This window comes from Comamonas antarctica, assembly GCF_013363755.1.
Lineage (GTDB): Bacteria > Pseudomonadota > Gammaproteobacteria > Burkholderiales > Burkholderiaceae_C > Comamonas > Comamonas antarctica.
The window spans coordinates 68,041-82,949 of sequence record NZ_CP054842.1 but is presented as its reverse complement, the minus strand read 5'-3'; the positions used below and the strand labels follow the sequence as shown (position 1 = coordinate 82,949).

The 14,909-nt window shown below is 61.0% G+C and carries 15 protein-coding genes and 4 pseudogenes; 6 read left to right on the top strand and 13 right to left on the bottom strand.

Annotated features, from left to right (window positions below; translation table 11 throughout):
* Window positions 1-68: 68 nt before the first annotated feature.
* The 7 genes from HUK68_RS22675 to HUK68_RS22645 form a co-directional block, all read right to left on the bottom strand.
* Window positions 69-782 carry an urease accessory protein UreF gene (locus HUK68_RS22675; RefSeq protein ID WP_137923803.1) on the bottom strand — a complete coding sequence of 238 codons (714 nt, stop codon included), beginning with the start codon at window positions 780-782 and terminating at the stop codon, window positions 69-71.
* Window positions 763-1,332, bottom strand: a complete 570-nt coding sequence (locus HUK68_RS23550) for an urease accessory protein UreE (protein WP_175506529.1) — start codon at window positions 1,330-1,332, stop codon at window positions 763-765. The genes HUK68_RS22675 and HUK68_RS23550 overlap by 20 nt, the downstream gene beginning before the upstream one ends.
* 5 nt (window positions 1,333-1,337) lie before the next feature.
* Window positions 1,338-2,153, bottom strand: a complete 816-nt coding sequence (locus HUK68_RS22665) for an urease accessory protein UreD (protein WP_175506528.1) — start codon at window positions 2,151-2,153, stop codon at window positions 1,338-1,340.
* Complete coding sequence (gene ureG, locus HUK68_RS22660) at window positions 2,150-2,764, bottom strand: urease accessory protein UreG (protein WP_137923800.1); 615 nt, start codon at window positions 2,762-2,764, stop codon at window positions 2,150-2,152. The genes HUK68_RS22665 and ureG overlap by 4 nt, the downstream gene beginning before the upstream one ends.
* A 15-nt stretch (window positions 2,765-2,779) precedes the next feature.
* Window positions 2,780-4,495 (bottom strand): urease subunit alpha, encoded by a 1,716-nt coding sequence (gene ureC / locus HUK68_RS22655; protein WP_137923799.1) that lies wholly within the window; start codon window positions 4,493-4,495, stop codon window positions 2,780-2,782.
* Window positions 4,496-4,497: 2 nt separating this feature from the next.
* A complete protein-coding gene (locus HUK68_RS22650) occupies window positions 4,498-5,196 on the bottom strand; it encodes an urease subunit beta (protein WP_104670286.1) in 699 nt (232 codons plus the stop codon).
* Between the two features lie 620 nt (window positions 5,197-5,816).
* Entirely contained in the window at window positions 5,817-7,013 is a 1,197-nt protein-coding gene (locus tag HUK68_RS22645) for a putative bifunctional diguanylate cyclase/phosphodiesterase (protein WP_279614335.1), read from the bottom strand.
* A 92-nt stretch (window positions 7,014-7,105) separates the two neighbouring features.
* Here HUK68_RS22645 and HUK68_RS22640 point away from each other — a divergent pair, with 92 nt between their 5' ends.
* From HUK68_RS22640 to HUK68_RS22620, 5 genes and pseudogenes are all read left to right on the top strand, one after another.
* Window positions 7,106-7,621 carry a transposase gene (locus HUK68_RS22640; RefSeq protein ID WP_175506597.1) on the top strand — a complete coding sequence of 172 codons (516 nt, stop codon included), beginning with the start codon at window positions 7,106-7,108 and terminating at the stop codon, window positions 7,619-7,621.
* 20 nt (window positions 7,622-7,641) lie between these two features.
* Window positions 7,642-8,040, top strand: a complete 399-nt coding sequence (tnpB, locus tag HUK68_RS22635) for an IS66 family insertion sequence element accessory protein TnpB (protein ID WP_279614334.1) — start codon at window positions 7,642-7,644, stop codon at window positions 8,038-8,040.
* Window positions 8,012-9,538: an IS66 family transposase gene (gene tnpC, locus HUK68_RS22630; protein WP_175506525.1), complete on the top strand. Its 1,527-nt coding sequence runs from the start codon at window positions 8,012-8,014 to the stop codon at window positions 9,536-9,538. Before tnpB ends, tnpC begins: the two co-directional genes overlap by 29 nt.
* Complete coding sequence (locus HUK68_RS22625) at window positions 9,535-10,116, top strand: plasmid pRiA4b ORF-3 family protein (RefSeq protein ID WP_175506524.1); 582 nt, start codon at window positions 9,535-9,537, stop codon at window positions 10,114-10,116. Before tnpC ends, HUK68_RS22625 begins: the two co-directional genes overlap by 4 nt.
* 45 nt (window positions 10,117-10,161) lie before the next feature.
* Window positions 10,162-10,680: pseudogene (locus HUK68_RS22620) on the top strand (IS3 family transposase); the annotation flags it as partial.
* A 32-nt stretch (window positions 10,681-10,712) separates the two neighbouring features.
* Here the strand turns inward: HUK68_RS22620 and HUK68_RS22615 are convergent.
* The 3 genes and pseudogenes from HUK68_RS22615 to HUK68_RS22605 all read right to left on the bottom strand — a co-directional run.
* Window positions 10,713-10,955 (bottom strand): annotated as a pseudogene (locus tag HUK68_RS22615) (transposase); the annotation flags it as partial.
* 144 nt (window positions 10,956-11,099) lie between these two features.
* The gene (locus HUK68_RS22610; protein WP_138350044.1) at window positions 11,100-12,164 is read right to left on the bottom strand and encodes an alkene reductase; all 1,065 of its coding nucleotides are present in this window, start codon (window positions 12,162-12,164) and stop codon (window positions 11,100-11,102) included.
* A gap of 228 nt (window positions 12,165-12,392) precedes the next feature.
* A complete protein-coding gene (locus tag HUK68_RS22605) occupies window positions 12,393-13,406 on the bottom strand; it encodes a GlxA family transcriptional regulator (RefSeq protein WP_175506522.1) in 1,014 nt (337 codons plus the stop codon).
* A gap of 66 nt (window positions 13,407-13,472) precedes the next feature.
* Here HUK68_RS22605 and HUK68_RS22600 point away from each other — a divergent pair, with 66 nt between their 5' ends.
* The gene (locus tag HUK68_RS22600) at window positions 13,473-13,775 is read left to right on the top strand and encodes a putative quinol monooxygenase (RefSeq protein ID WP_138350048.1); all 303 of its coding nucleotides are present in this window, start codon (window positions 13,473-13,475) and stop codon (window positions 13,773-13,775) included.
* A gap of 124 nt (window positions 13,776-13,899) precedes the next feature.
* On the opposite strand, the pseudogene HUK68_RS23180 reads toward HUK68_RS22600, so the two are convergent.
* The 3 genes and pseudogenes from HUK68_RS23180 to HUK68_RS22590 form a co-directional block, all read right to left on the bottom strand.
* Window positions 13,900-14,073, bottom strand: a pseudogene (locus HUK68_RS23180) (type I restriction endonuclease subunit R, EcoR124 family); the annotation flags it as partial.
* A gap of 36 nt (window positions 14,074-14,109) precedes the next feature.
* Window positions 14,110-14,481 (bottom strand): annotated as a pseudogene (locus HUK68_RS22595) (integrase core domain-containing protein); the annotation flags it as partial.
* Window positions 14,482-14,670: 189 nt separating this feature from the next.
* Window positions 14,671-14,907, bottom strand: coding sequence for an FmdB family zinc ribbon protein (locus tag HUK68_RS22590; RefSeq protein WP_175506521.1), 237 nt, complete (start codon window positions 14,905-14,907; stop codon window positions 14,671-14,673).
* Between the last annotated feature and the right edge of the window lie 2 nt (window positions 14,908-14,909).

Here is a 14,909-nt window from a genome sequence, read left to right as displayed (position 1 = left end):
GTCCAGAGCCACGCGCAACATCCGGTCATTTTGCATCTATGAAATGCCTTCAAGGGGGTTTGGAGGAATCAGCTGGCAAAAAGCCGAGCGTCGTCGCGGGCATGTCGCATGGCGGCAACCTCAATCCCAGCGGCCGCGCTGCACGACATCTCCTCAAGACCTGTGCGCAAGGCGATTCGCGTAGCTTTGACGATGTGCTGGGACAGTTCTGCCAGCATGCCCTGGCAGGCTGCAGACGCGAGGAGGTCCAGACGAACCGCGGCCGACAGAATCATGGATGCCACTCCGCGCATTTCGCACAGCACTGCGTGTTCACGATCGATACCTGCAGTGGCCGCAATAGCGCCGGAAACTACCGAGAGATGGCCAGGCGACTTTTGGGCGGCGATCTCTGCGGCGTATTCGGTCAACAGGGCCTGCGCTCCAAAGGTGGTAGCCATGGCCGCGAGGCGGCTGCCGCAGCGGCGGGACGCGGCTTGCGCTGAGGGCGTCTGCTTTAGCAGGTCGAGCCTGGCGTCTACCCCGCGCAGTGCGGCGAGGTCCTGCGCCATCACCGCGCCATGCGCGAGAGCGGTCGCAGTGCCATCGGAGCGAGCCGCCCCGTGGATCAACGCAGAGACCACCATCTCACGCAGCGTTTCGCGGGTCTGCACGCGTCCGTCTCGAATGAGCCTTTCCAGGCCCATCGCATGTGCATGACGGCCAATGGGTAGCGCCGAGTCCGACAGCTGCATCAGTGTCAGCATGCGCATTGCAGCAGTCTCATCCATCGTGGCGTGCATGTGTCGAATGCGGATGCAAATGCGAACCGTGATCCAATCGTTGGGGCAGGTGATCGTGTGCGGCTGCGCCGCAAGCCGGTGGACATTGGGCAGCAAACGGCAGATGGTCGAAACGCAGCTGAAGTCCGGCCAATCCCAGCGCCAACACGGGTCGGGAGGCAAGTTCTGGCGTGTCAGTGACCGGGACGATGATCTCGCCCTCAGACAGTTCGCAAGGGCTGTGCCGATTGCCCAGCGCATGGCCGATGCGGAGCGTATCGGCGGGTGTGAGTTGTGCCAACCCAATGACCATGACCGGTTCCGGTGGGCGGGTGACAACAAGCAAGCGACAGCCATTGTCGTGGAGTACCGCGCCATCAAACAACCAAGCTGGCTTGGGGAGATCCACAGCGATGGCCGTACCGTGCTCTCCGCGAAGCAGCACGCGCCGGCGTGCCGCATCCGCGGCGGGTACCGGTACCCGCTCGATCCAGCGTCCAGCGAACTCTGGCGCACCCACCCGGCCGAGGATTCGCGCTGCAATAGGTGGGTCAAAGTGTTGTTCAATCATTGGAGTTACTTTCGCAGTTGAGGTGCTGGACGGCCAAGCAGGCAGCGGCGCATGAGATCCCACGTGAGCTGCATTGCGTGGCGCAATAGCGGTGAGTCGTCGGCCAGCAAGCGGGCAACGACGCCATATCCAGAAGCCAATGGGGAGGCCCCACCGTAAACTCCTTGCACACTTGCGATACCGGCGTGGACCCTGTCCGCGAGTTCTGCCGCACAACCTTCCTGCGTCAATGCGAACAGCGTCCCGACATAGCCTTGCCTGCCAAGTGCTCCCTCCAGCCACGGATCCGCCTCATCAGGGCAAAAGGTTGCGGCGTCATGGAGGATCGAAGACCCTTCGACGCAGACCCGCAAGCGCAGCGCGAGCAACTGATATGCGTGACGCTCGCCGCTCGCGACACGGCCTGGAGCCAGCGCGTCGGCGATGATCGCCCGCCCACCGGATGCAAGCTCGACCAGGGTGTCCTGTCTATGCATCGAGCGCGCATGCGGTATCAGCATGTCGGGAATGGATTCGAGAAAGGCCCCTTTCCCCACTGAAATGTGCGAGGTCTGCACCGACAGGGTATCCCCTTGCAGTCGCGTGGCGGACGGTGTCGACAGACAAAGCTCAGCGCCGTCACCCAACGCCACGTCGAGGTGCAAACGGTCGCCGCCAAATACCGATCCAGCCGCGTTTTGTACATATATGAGAGCGCCCGGACCGGCGTCGAGCGGCAGCACAGCGGTGGTGGTCAACGGGTAGCGCTGCTTACGCTCCACCAATCGGGTACGGCCTTGGCGGTCGCAGGCCAGACGAAGTTGAAGCAGGCCGTCGGTCATGTGCGGCCATGCCCGAACAGTGCCGAGCGCCTTAGCTCCTCGAAGACTGCGCGTACACCCTCACCGCGACGCAGATCCGTGAACAGCGAGGGACGATTGGGTCGAGCTATTGCCACATCGGCGCGGATGCGGTCGAGGTCCGCGTCAACGTGGGGAGCTAGGTCGATCTTGTTGACCACCAACAGGTCGGCTCGCAAAACGCCTAGTCCACGCTTGCGCGGTATGTCGTCCCCGCCAGCCACGTCGATGACAAACATCCACCAATCCACCAGTTCACTTGAAAAAGTAGCGGCCAGATTGTCGCCGCCACTCTCGATGAGGATGACGTCTGGCTGAAAGCGCCGTTCGAGCCATTCAACGGCCTCGATGTTGACGGACGGGTCTTCGCGAATGGCGGTGTGCGGACAGGCCCCACTCTCGACGCCCAACACCCTATCGGGATCGATCAAGCCGGATCGACGTACACGCTCCGCATCCTCTCGCGTAACCAAGTCATTGGTAATAACTGCCGTGGAAATACCCTCCTCGGCAAAAATGGGGAGCAGGCGCTCCACGATGCGCGTCTTGCCGCTGCCAACCGGACCGCCGATGCCTAATCGCACCACAGACATTTCAGATCCCTTTGTTCACTTGAGCATGTAGGAGGCCCCCAGCGTCACTCGCGTGGCTGGAGCGCTGATCAGCGTTTGGCCATCGATGTAGACGCGGAAGGTTTCTGGATCAACCCTGATATCGGCCAACAGATCGTTGTAGAGCATATTGCGCTTGGTCAGTCCCCGTGTGTCCGTTACGGCCACCAGAGCGGATTTAAGGTCGAGCCTGCGGCCGATGTCTGCAGCGATGGAAGGCGGCGCGACAAAGCGCACGCCCAGCGCCTGTGGCGCACGACCGAAGCAGCCCCACATGGGCCGGTAGCGCAACGGCTCGCAGGTCATCAGAGATGCATTGGCTTCCCCAAGCGGTGCCCATACAGGGAAACCCGATTTCATGACCAACTCCGGTTTGATGCCGAAACTGTCGGGACGCCAGAAAACCAGGTCGGCCAACTTTCCCGGAGCAATGGATCCGACCTCGTGATCGATGCCGAACATCTTTGCAGGGTTGATCGTGTACTTGGCGATGTACCTCAGGATTCGGTGGTTATCGGCGCCCGTGCCGAGGTCCTCAGAAAGACTGCCGCGCAGATCACGCATGTGCTCAGCCAGTTGCCAGGTCCTTGCGATCGTCTCGCCAATGCGCCCCATACCCTGGCTGTCAGAGCCGATAGCGCTGATTGCTCCTAGGTCGTGCAATACATCTTCGGCGCCGATCGTCTCGCGGCGGATACGACTCTCCGCGAAGGCAACGTCCTCCGGTAATCGAGGATTCAGATGATGGCTTGTCATCGCCATGTCGAAGTGCTCGTCAAAGGTGTTGACCGTGAACGGATTGGTTGGATTGGTCGAAGACGGCAACACATTCGCCTTGCCGCAAATGCGGATGATGTCGGGCGCATGCCCGCCGCCCGCGCCCTCGACGTGGTATGCATGGATGCATCGGTCACCGATCGCGCGCAAAGTATGCTCGATGAAGCCCGATTCGTTTAGGGTGTCGGTGTGCAGTTGGATCTGGCCACCGCCAATGTCAGCAGCCTGGAGTGCGGCGTCGATGACGGCCGAACTGGCGCCCCAGTCTTCATGGACTTTGAGGCCGGCGGCCCCAGAGGCGAGTTGTTCAATCAGGGGCGCCACGGTGTGTGACGCAGCCTTGCCGATGAAGCCGAAGTTCACTGGGAACGCCTCAGCCGCCTGTAGCATCAGACCTAGGTTGGTTGTGCCGGTTGAGGCGATCGGAACCGTGGTGGGACCGAGTCCCCCGCCCATCAAGGTCGTGATGCCTGCGCACAGGGCCTCATCCACCTGACCCGGGTCGATGAAGTGGACATGGCAATCGATGCCTCCGGTCGTGACGATCAATCCTTCGGCGGCTCTGATGTCGGTATTGACCCCGACGATAAGCTGAGGGCTCACGCCATCCATGATGTTGGGATCCCCGGCCTTGCCAATACCAACAATCCGCCCTTGCTTTATGCCGATGTCCGCCTTGATGATGCCGGCCACCGCGTCGATGATCAGTGCGTTGGTGACGACAAGGTCGAGAACGCCGTCCGCCGCTGTCATCGCGCCGTCGCAGCCAGTCCCTGCACGGATCGTCTTGCCGGCACCAAAAACAAGTTCGTCGCCGCCATGACAGTAGTCACGCTCGACCCGGGCCCATAGCCCTGTGTCGCCGAGGCGGACGCTGTCGCCTGAGCTGGGGCCGTACAGTTGCACGTAGCGTGAACGTTCAATGGTGAATGCCATGCCTAGTCCTGGATAAACGCGACAAGCCGGGTCATTGCTGCGCAGCGCACCGCCGGGTCGTCGAGTGCTCCATTGATCAGGCCCGCCAAGCCGAACACGCGACGCGCACCTCCGATGGCCACAAGATCAACATCTCGCGCATCGCCGGGTTCGAAACGTAGTGTGGTTGCCGCTGGTATATCCAAGCGCATGCCGTACGCGGCGGCGCGATCGAACCGAAGTGCCGGATTGACTTCGAAAAAGTGATAGTGCGAGCCGATCTGTATCGGCCGGTCACTGGTGCTTTCCACTCGAAGGCGCAGCGTAGGCCGGTTCTGATTGACCACTAACGGTTCTTCGACCAGGCGCCAGCGTGGCTCGACTTGCGGTGCCGCATTCGACGGCCCTTTTGCCTTGGCTGGCCCTATTGGATCGCGAACGCATACCAGCTTCTGCCCGTCAGGGAAGAAGGCTTCGACCATGACCACGTCGATGCGCTCGGCCACGCCTGCCATCAGGTCGTCCTCGTTCAGAAGCGCGCTGGCCATGGACACCATATCCGCCACAGTCCCTCCCTGGCGCGCCCCCTCGCAGATGGCGTCCGCGATCAGCGCCCGCGCCTCCGGTTCGGTCAGCTGCAAGCCCTTCTTGCGGCGAGCCTGCGCTAGGCTTGCCGCCTGGTGCAGCAGAAGGCGATCAATCTCACGAGGAAAAAGGCGCATTGCAGAATACCTGTGGTCCAAAAACAAAAAGCCCTCGCTCCGCCGTCAGGCAGTGAAACAAAGGCTACGTAGCCAAAATGGGGCGGCAGCCCTGCCGCGGTGCATGGAACGCTCCAACTCAATGGCGCCCGTTGTTGTTAAGCACAATTTGTGCCACCTCAGTGAACAGACGGTGGACCCTGCCAGGTTTCCACGGACATCCATCCATGCCGCCAGCAGCTGCTTTCCTTTGTGACGGGGGCCATGGATCCGATGGACGTGTGCCTGCGCACGCGATGGTGGAAGCCCTCTATCAGTCCCAACCAAGCCACGCTGCAAAGCAGACATCGACACAGTCATGCTTGACACCTTTTCGGGATTCCCGCCAGTACTTGTGAATGCTCAACTCGCGATAACGCTACTTATCGATAGCTACTCTTACCGAACGGCACATCTCGACCCGAAGCTGCCGGTCGAGTGCGAAAAATTGAAAGGCCGGATTGCGAAACTCATCAGCCGGTCGATTCAGTTTAGAACCCAAGGAACATCTGCGCCTGGACAGAAAGCACTCTAAATTTCTCCTTTAATTTGCCGATGACATGCCGGTTGTTGCATGCGCACGAGCGGCTGCGTGTTGACCGCTAGCGCGATCCGTTCCCCGCGCCTTGCAACGATGAAGCTTCAGCGGGCCTGAACCGTGTCTCGGCGTAAGGTTCAATGCGCGCTGCCGAGCCCGGCTTGCCGATGAAATATCCCTGCACGGCATCGCAGCCGATTTCTTTGACGAGGACGAATTGCTTTTCGGTCTCAATGCCTTCTGCGACCGTTCTCATGCCCAGCGCGCGCGCGAGCGCCACCATCGCTTCGATCATCGCGCGTGCCTGGCGACAGGTCTCCTTGGCATTGAGCTCGCGCACGAACGACTTGTCGATCTTGATGCGATCGACAGGCAGCCGTGTGAGGTATGCGAGGCTGGAGTAGCCGGTGCCGAAATCGTCGAGCGAGACGGTTACGCCGAGCTTTCGTACAGCCGAAAGTACGCGCGACGCGGCGGCGAAGTCGCTCATGACAACAGTCTCCGTCACCTCGATGTCGAGAGCGGAAGCGCATACGCCGGCCGCATCGGCTGCCTCCGAAACCAGTGCGGCGAGATCGCAGTTCTGGATCGTCGTGGCCGAGAGATTGACGGCAACCTTGAACGGCATGCGGTTCGCCGCCTGCCATTTCGCCGCCTGGCGGAATGCAAGGCGAATTAGCCAGTCTCCCGTCGCCTCGTAGGCCGGCGATTCAAACAGCACGTCGAGGAAGTCGGCCGGTGTGAGCACCCCCAGTTGTGGATGGTTCCATCGCAGAAGTGCCTCGGCACCATAGACGCGGCCAGTATGCAGGTCTAGTTGTGGCTGGTAGTACAGTTCGAACTGGCTTGCGGCGCTCGCGCGCTCCAAATCCGTGCGCAGCCGCCGGCGATGCGAGAGGCGCTGTGCATCCTCCTTGCCAAACGAACACACATGCGAACCGCCCGCGCGCTTCGCGTGATACATCGCGCTGTCCGCATTACGCAGCAACTCGCCCGCATTCGATGCAGAGATGGGGTAGCGCGCCATGCCGATGCTCGCGCCCACCGAGGCTCGTACACACGGCGTCTGTATTGGCTCGCGCATGCGTATGGTGACGTCGTGCGCGAGGCGCGCAGCCTCGCCTTCGGGGGCGTCGACGAGGAAAAGTACGAATTCGTCACCGCCGATGCGCGAAACATGGACGCTTTCGGTAAGCATATCTGAAAGACGCTCACCGATCACGCGCAACACTTCATCGCCCGCCGCGTGGCCAAACGGTATCCGTCCGGTAATCCGTATCCGTCCGGTAATCCCATCTTTATGCTGAACAACTCTTTGAGCAACATCGTGTCCACGAAACCACCGTGTACACGATGCTCAAAGATTCTCAATCCCCTCGTTACTCTGTGCCGCGCACGCGCCGCACCTATACGCCGCAGTTCAAGGCTGAACTGGTCGCCGCGTGCCTGCAGCCCGGCGCATTGATTGCTGCCACAGCGCGTGAACATGGCATGAATGCCAATGTGCTGCATCGCTGGCTTAAGGAGCATCGTCTGTGCCAGCGCCAGATCGCAGGCGATCTGGCGCCCGCTGTTGTGTGCGACGTCGCTGCACACTGCGACGATGCTGCTGCTGCGCCCGTGATCCACGCACAGCCTGTTAGCGCCCCAGCACATGGGCCACATGCCAGTGCCGTACCTGCCTTCATCGCGATGGCACTGGGCTCCCCGGTGATGGAGTCCAAGGCTGCGGGTGCACAAGCTGACTGCACAGACATCCGCATCGAATGCTGCCACCATGGCACCCGCGTGACGGTGAATTGGCCAGTGGCCGCCGCTGCCGAGTGTTCTCGCGCATTGCAGAGTCTGTTGCAGGTGCTGCGGCAATGATCCGTATCGACTCCGCCTGACTGGCCACAGCTCCGCTGGACATGCGCGCCGGCACCGACACGGCCCTGGCCCGGGTGGTCAGTGTGTTTGGCGCTGCCTACCCCCATCACGCCTATCTATTCGCCAACAAACGCGCCAACCGCATCAAGGTGCTGGTGCACGACGGTATCGGTATCTGGCTGGCAGCTCGGCGCCTGCACCAAGGCAAGTTCGTCTGGCCAGCACCTGGCAATGAACAGTGGCCGCTGGAGCCTGCCCAGCTTGACGCCCTGGTGCTGGGCCTGCCCTGCGCATGGGAAGCGCCAGCATCATCACCGTGGTCTGAAGCTGGTATGCAATCCGTGGATCTGCGCATGACAGAGCAGTGCCTTCCTTGGCACACTGTCTGCCATGTTGATGCAGCCGCAATCCCTGGATGATCTGAGCGCTGAGCAGTTGCGCGAGATGACCACGCGCCTGCTCACAGAGCTGCGCCACAGCCAGGCGATCAACGCCAAACTCATCCACGAGAACGCGCTGCTCAAGCGCATGAAGTTCGCTGCGCAATCTGAACGCTTCAACGCCCAGCAACGCAGCCTGCTCGAAGACGAGATCGAGGCCGACCTGGCGGCAGTTGCCGTCGAGATCGAGCAACTCCAGCCGCCTGCGGCAGCCCCCGAGACCAGACAACAACCCAAACGCCAGCCGCTGCCCGCCCACCTGCCGCGCCGCGAGATCAGGCACGAGCCCGCGTCGACCACTTGCGCCTGTGGCTGTGCGATGAAGCGCATCGGTGAAGACGTGGCCGAGAAGCTCGACTATGTGCCCGGCGTGTTCACGGTGGAGCGCCACATCCGCGGCAAGTGGGCCTGCGCACGATGCGAAACCATCACCCAGGCGCCAGTCGAAGCGCATGTGATCGACAAGGGCATCCCCACCGCCGGTCTGCTGGCCCAGGTGCTGGTGGCCAAGTACGCGGACCACCTGCCGCTATACCGTCAGGAAAGCATCTTTGCGCGCGCCGGTCTGGCCATTCCCCGCTCCACCCTGGCGCAGTGGGTCGGAACCTGCGGAGTGCGACTGCAGCCGCTGGTCGATGCGCTCAAGGCCCAGATGCTCGGCCGGCGCGTACTGCACGCCGATGAAACGCCGGTGCAGATGCTCAAGCCTGACAAGGGCGCGACGCACCGTGCCTACCTCTGGGCCTACGCCGCAGGGGCCTTCGAAGACATGAAAGCCGTGGTGTACGACTTCTGCGAGTCCAGAGCCGGCGAGCATGCGCGCCACTTCCTGGGCGACTGGAAGGGGGCGCTGCTCTGCGACGACTTCGCCGGCTACAAGGCCTCGATAGCCAGTGGCGTGACCGAGGTCGGCTGCCTGGCGCATGCACGGCGCAAATTCTTTGACCTGCATGCGGCAAGCAAGAGCCAGCTTGCCGGGTTCGCGCTGGAGCAGTTCGCCAAGGTCTACGATATAGAGCGCGAGGTCAAAGACCTGAACGCCGATCAGCGCCAGGCCATCCGGCAGCAGCACACCAAGCCATTGCTTGAGGCGCTGCACGAGTGGATGCTGCTGCAACGGCAAAAACTGCCCGACAGCTCGGCCACGGCCAAGGCGCTGGATTACAGCCTGCGGCGCTGGACTGCGCTGACGCGCTTCATCGACGATGGGCAATTGCCCGTGGACAACAACTGGATCGAGAACCAGATCCGGCCGATCGCCATTGGCCGAAGCAATTGGCTGTTCGCCGGCAGCCTGCGCGCGGGCCAGCGGGCGGCGGCGGTGATGAGCCTGGTGCAGTCGGCGCGCATGAACGGGCATGACCCCTATGCCTACCTGAGGGATGTGCTCACGCGCTTGCCCACGCACCGGGCCAGCCGGGTGGAAGAATTGTTGCCCCATCGTTGGCACAGCGGCGCTGCGATACTTGGTGGATGAGCACCAAGTACCAACGTACCCAACCCAAACGCGTTTACCAGCTCCGCGTTGAGCTTCAGCACATCGCCGCTCCAGTGTGGCGGCGTATCCTCGTACCTGACAGCGTCAAGCTGGCGAAGCTTGACCGCATCGTGCAGGCAGCCATGGGCTGGACCAACAGCCATCTACATGACTGGAACATAGAGCAGCAACGCTACGGTGTCCTCGACAAGGAATGGGTCGGCAGCGACGACATGCTCGATGAAAGAAAGTTCACCGTTGGCAGCGTCCTGGGTGAACAGGTCCAGACCTTCGCCTACAACTACGACTTCGGCGATGGCTGGGAACACCTCATTACCGTCGAGGAGTGCCAGCCAGCGCAGGAAGGTCGTAACGACTGGCCGATGTGCCTGGCTGGCGAAAATGCTTGCCCGCCGGAAGACGTGGGTGGTCCGCCCGGCTACATGGACTTCCTGGAAGCCATGCACAACCCCACACATGAGCAGCACGCTGACTATTGGCGCTGGTGGGGCGGGCCCTTCGATGCCAATGTCTTCAGTATCAACGCAGCCAACCTCGCCATCCGAAAGCTGCGCTGACCCTTGCTTGGCTTCACGTCAAGATGGGACGGCCGGACGCTTACCCTCCAGCGCGAGTTCCAGGCACTGAAGCCCAACCAGAAGTGGGTTGCAGACTTCACCTATATCTGGACGGCCGAGGGCTGGTTGTACGCGGCTGCAGTCATGGACCTGTATTCGAGGCGCATCGTCGGATGGTCGATGAGCGAAACCATGCAGGCCAGGATGGTGAGCGATGCATTGTTGATGGCCTTGTGGCGCCGAGGCAAACCGGCCTCGTTGATGCATCACTCTGACCAGGGCAGCCAGTACACGAGTGACGAATTCCACCAATTGCTCAAGAGTCACAACATCACGTGCAGCATGAGCAGGCGCGGTGAATGTTGGGACAACGCAGCGATGGAAAGCTTCTTCTCGACTTTGATAACCGAGCGCTGCTCTCGCAAAATCTACCGCACTAGGGAACAGGCCAGAACCGATGTCTTCGATTACATCGAGCGTTTCTACAACCCGTTCAGAAAACACTCAAAATTGAACTACCTCAGCCCGGTTCAATTCGAGGAGCAACAGCGCTTAGAGGGCTAGGCAAACCGTCCGGGAAACTGGGGGAAGCCCACCTTGTTCTCTCGCTCCAGTTGCTTGAGTCGCTCACGCTCATCCGTGGTCAGCCCTGGCCGTTGGTCTGCATCTATTTCTTTGCGCTGCACCCACTCATGCAGGGTGCTGACCGAGCAACCTATCTTGGGGGCAATCGATTCACACGCACCCCACAGTGATGCGTAATCCGATTGGCATTCCTGCACCAAACGCACGGCACGCTCACGTACCTCGGGGCTAAAACGAGTAGCTTTAGTGTTCATGACTCAATCCTCTCAGGAGTTGAGCCTCCACGGAAGCCGGTGCGGTTCACTCGGTAGATGCCATCGATTCACAGCTTCGCAAGATCGAACGGCAGAGCCTTGGGCATAAAGTGGCTCGTTTCTTCGGTCTTCTGGGGCGGTGATTTACGCGACCTGCAGTGTCGGATAGTCTGTATAGCCCTTGGCGCCACCTGCGTAGAACGTGTTGGAGTCAGGCGCGTTCAGCGGTGCCTTGGCCCTGATGCGTGCGGGCAGGTCCGGGTTAGCCAGGAAGGCGGTGCCAAAGGCCACAGCGTCAAGCTTACCTTCGGCAATAGCTGCCTCTGCCTCATCAGCGCTGTAACCCATATTGCCCACCAACACACCCTTGTACTTTTCACGCGCTACGGGCATGACATCGGCCTTCTGCACGCCGAAGAAATCGGCACGCATCACGTGCAGGTAGGCTAGCTTGAAGGCATTGAGCCTATCGGCCAGGAAGCCGATGAGGGCCAGCGGGTGGCTGTCTTTCATGCTGTTGAAGCTGTTGAGGGGCGACAGGCGCAGACCCACACGTTCGGAACCGATCGCCTGGGTCACGGCAGTAAGTACCTCGAACAGCAAACGTGCACGGTTTTCCAGCGATCCGCCGTAAGCATCGGTGCGCTGGTTGGGCGTGTCGCGCAGAAACTGGTCAATCAGGTAGCCGTTGGCGCCGTGTACTTCCACACCATCAAAGCCGGCGGCAATGGCGTTGCGTGCGCCTTGAGCAAACGCAGCCACGATGCCGGGAATCTCTTCGACGGTCAGGGGGCGGGGCACCGCGTGCGGCACCTTGCCTTGGGGCGTGTGGATCTCACCCTCAATAGCGGTAGCGCTGCTGGAGACAATGGGGGCGCCATCGGCAGCGCCAGGGTAGGCTGCGCGGCCAGCGTGCCAGATCTGCATGAAGATGCGTCCGCCCTTGGCGTGCACCGCGTCGGTCACCTGCCTCCAGGCTGCAATCTGCGCGTCGTTGTAGATGCCAGGCTCATTGACGAAGGCCGATGTACCGGGCGCCACCATGGTGCATTCGGAAATCAGCAGGCCGCCGGTGGCTCGCTGGCTGTAGTACTGGGCCATCAGCGCGTTGGGCATGTGGCCAGCGTCGGCACGGGCGCGTGTCAATGGTGCCAGAAGGATGCGGTTGGGCAGGGTGAGAGAACCTACTTGAAGTGGATTGAATAGCATGTGGATGAAAACCCAGATTAGTGAACAGAAAACAGTGGTAAAGCTAACAGTATTCCCAATACTCAGACCTTTGAAAGATCACTGAACTTTGAAAGGTCACTGAAGACTGCTTTGGCACGGCTGGTGCTTTTGCACCCAACGCACGATGTAGTAGACGCAAGTGGGTAAGCCTTTGCTTCCGACAGTTTCGCGGTGGTCTCCAGCCGTACATGCACCAAACGCCTTTGGTCATCCACCGCGTCGCAACTCCCTGACACCCCGGCCCAGCTTGCGGCGCAACAGGGCCCGCAGGGTCACCCCATCCGAGTACCCGACCTGTGCGGCGACCTGGTCGACGCTGGCGTTCCCGGTGCGCAAGAGATGGACGGCATGCTCCACGCGCAGGTCCTGGAAATACGACAACGGTGTCTTTCCCAAAACGCTTTGCAGCCGCCGGGCCAAGGTGCGCTCGCTTGTGCCCGCGGCGCTGGCCGCCTCGGCCAGCGAGAACCCCTGCGCGAGCCGACGTCTGGCCCAGCACTCGAAGCGCTCCACCATCGGGTCAGCATGCGCAAGGTGGTCGGGAATCACGAACTCGGCTTGCGAACTGCGTGTCTCGACCAGCAGATAGCGTGCCACCAGGGCCGCCAGCGCCGGACTGCGCCCTCGGATGATGCGCAAGGCCAAGTCGACGTGGGCCAAAGCGGCACCCGCGGTGGTGAAGCGTGTCGAGTTCACGATCATGCGTGACTCGTCCAGCGTGACGTTCGGATAGCGCTGCCGAAACATCGGCCCCAGCCACCATGACGTCGTCGCACGATGCCCATCAAGCAGGCCACTCTCTGCAAGCAAGAAACTACCGGAGCAAGCGGCACCAAGGTGCGCGCCAGCGGTGGACCACTGCTGTAGCGCCGCGACCGCGTCGGGCACATCGGGGCGTGTGAGTCGAGCCGAGAGCGTGTCAGGCATCTTGTCGCCAAACGCTGGCACGAGCACGACGTCTGGTTCGGGCACACCATGCGCAGTGACCACGGGGACCGTCAAGCCCTGCGCAGTTCGGATGCGACGCCGCACGCCCACCAGCGTGAGCTCTATGTGCGCGGGAGCCTGTGGCAGCGAGCCCGCCATCGCATTGGCTAAGCCCACTGTGTCTGTGAGCGCCGCAAGCCCCAGATCAAACACGCCATCACAAACAAGGAGGTGGAGTTTCATGGCAACAATGATATCAATGTTGTCATTATTGCCTATAGAGATGTCTGTCATGAAGACTTAGACTGCAGTCTCTTCGATCCCTTCACCCACTTTTCCATTTACCCAAAGGAATACAGCATGACCAAGCTCGCCCTGTTTGTTCGCCTCGAAGCTAAACCCGGCCAGGAGGCTGCGCTTGCCGACTTCCTGGCCAGCGCACTGCCGCTCGCCAACGCCGAGTCCGGCACCACGGCCTGGTTCGCATTGAAGTTTGGCCCTTCGACGTTTGGTGTGTTCGATGCCTTTGCCGATGAGGCAGGTCGCCAGGCACATCTGAACGGCCAGATCGCCGCGGCCTTGATGGCCAACGCAGCGGCCTTGCTCAGTTCTCCGCCCAATATCGAGAAGGTCGAACTGCTTGCAGCCAAACTGCCTGCATGACAACTCGGCCTTGACCCAATCAGGTCACGCTGCAGGATGGGGGTCACACAGCCCTACGTGCGATCCCAACCTCCTTGCTGTCATTCTTGCAGTCTATGGATTTTCCGGCGAGAAAAGGGCAGATTCAAACCTGCCCACCCACACCCTTGAACTTCTCCACAAACGCAGCGATCTTCTGAAACACCGTCTGCTTCTTGGTGAGGTACTACGAGTTCAGAGGGCTCATCTTGGGCAGCACAGCATTCAGTTCAGTGCCGCTGTCTGAGGCGAATTCACGTTTCAAGGAATTGGTGATGTGGTAATCCCCCATAAACCATCTCTCTGAGAAGTAGAGCTATGCGGCCATGGCCAGCCGCTGTTTGGGGGTGATGCCGCCCAATGCCATATTTGGGCGTTCATGGTTATACCGCCACATCCACTGCGTGGTGTAATCTCGCACTTCATCAAGATTGCGCCAATGGTACTGCGACAGCCATTCATAGCGAACGGTTCTGTTAAAGCGCTCCACATAGGCATTTTGCTGAGGCTTACCTGGCTGGATGTATTCCAGGCAGATACCTTTGGCGCTCGCCCAGTTTTGCAGTGTTGCGCTGATGTACTCAGGCCCGTTGTCACAGCGAATGACTTGGGGTTTGCCACGCCCCTGCATGATTTGCTCCAAGACCCGAATCACACGTAGCGAGGGCAATGAGAAGTCCACCTCAATGCGTGGAAATCAACAGCAAGACCACGGCATGCTCCAGCCCACCTCGGACGGCAAAGCGGTCTGGCGCGCGACCGTGACCAGCACGACCGGCTGGTCCCATTTGTTCACCCTGTTGCGTCTCGCTCCCGCGCTGATCTGGGAGTCTGGCGAGCGACCAGCACCTTTCGCGGGCGGGTGCCCGCATACCACTCAGCGGCAGCAGGCACAGCCCATGGGATGGCGCAGTCGTGTATAGCCAGCACTGCGTTCTTCGGTACGGATGAGGGCGCGCTTGGCGCCGTCCATCATGGCCAGCGCGGGCGCAGACACCGCGCGAGAAGCATCGGTGCCGCAGCCGGGGCAAGCCAGCGGCGCATCACGCTGAGCGACCGTGCGAAGGCGCTCGAAGCGGCCGCACAGGCTGCAGTCATAGTCATAGGTTGGCACGG

Bases quoted from the DNA above. Each gene is read 5' to 3' on its own strand.
- HUK68_RS22675 (WP_137923803.1), bottom strand. From the start codon at position 782: ATGCACGCCACGATGGATGAGACTGCTGCAATGCGCATGCTGACACTG.
- HUK68_RS23550 (WP_175506529.1), bottom strand. From the start codon at position 1,332: ATGATTGAACAACACTTTGACCCACCTATTGCAGCGCGAATCCTCGGC.
- HUK68_RS22665 (WP_175506528.1), bottom strand. From the start codon at position 2,153: ATGACCGACGGCCTGCTTCAACTTCGTCTGGCCTGCGACCGCCAAGGC.
- ureG (WP_137923800.1), bottom strand. From the start codon at position 2,764: ATGTCTGTGGTGCGATTAGGCATCGGCGGTCCGGTTGGCAGCGGCAAG.
- ureC (WP_137923799.1), bottom strand. From the start codon at position 4,495: ATGGCATTCACCATTGAACGTTCACGCTACGTGCAACTGTACGGCCCC.
- HUK68_RS22650 (WP_104670286.1), bottom strand. From the start codon at position 5,196: ATGCGCCTTTTTCCTCGTGAGATTGATCGCCTTCTGCTGCACCAGGCG.
- HUK68_RS22640 (WP_175506597.1), top strand. From the start codon at position 7,106: ATGCTCAAAGATTCTCAATCCCCTCGTTACTCTGTGCCGCGCACGCGC.
- tnpC (WP_175506525.1), top strand. From the start codon at position 8,012: ATGTTGATGCAGCCGCAATCCCTGGATGATCTGAGCGCTGAGCAGTTG.
- HUK68_RS22625 (WP_175506524.1), top strand. From the start codon at position 9,535: ATGAGCACCAAGTACCAACGTACCCAACCCAAACGCGTTTACCAGCTC.
- HUK68_RS22610 (WP_138350044.1), bottom strand. From the start codon at position 12,164: ATGCTATTCAATCCACTTCAAGTAGGTTCTCTCACCCTGCCCAACCGC.
- HUK68_RS22605 (WP_175506522.1), bottom strand. From the start codon at position 13,406: ATGACAGACATCTCTATAGGCAATAATGACAACATTGATATCATTGTT.
- HUK68_RS22600 (WP_138350048.1), top strand. From the start codon at position 13,473: ATGACCAAGCTCGCCCTGTTTGTTCGCCTCGAAGCTAAACCCGGCCAG.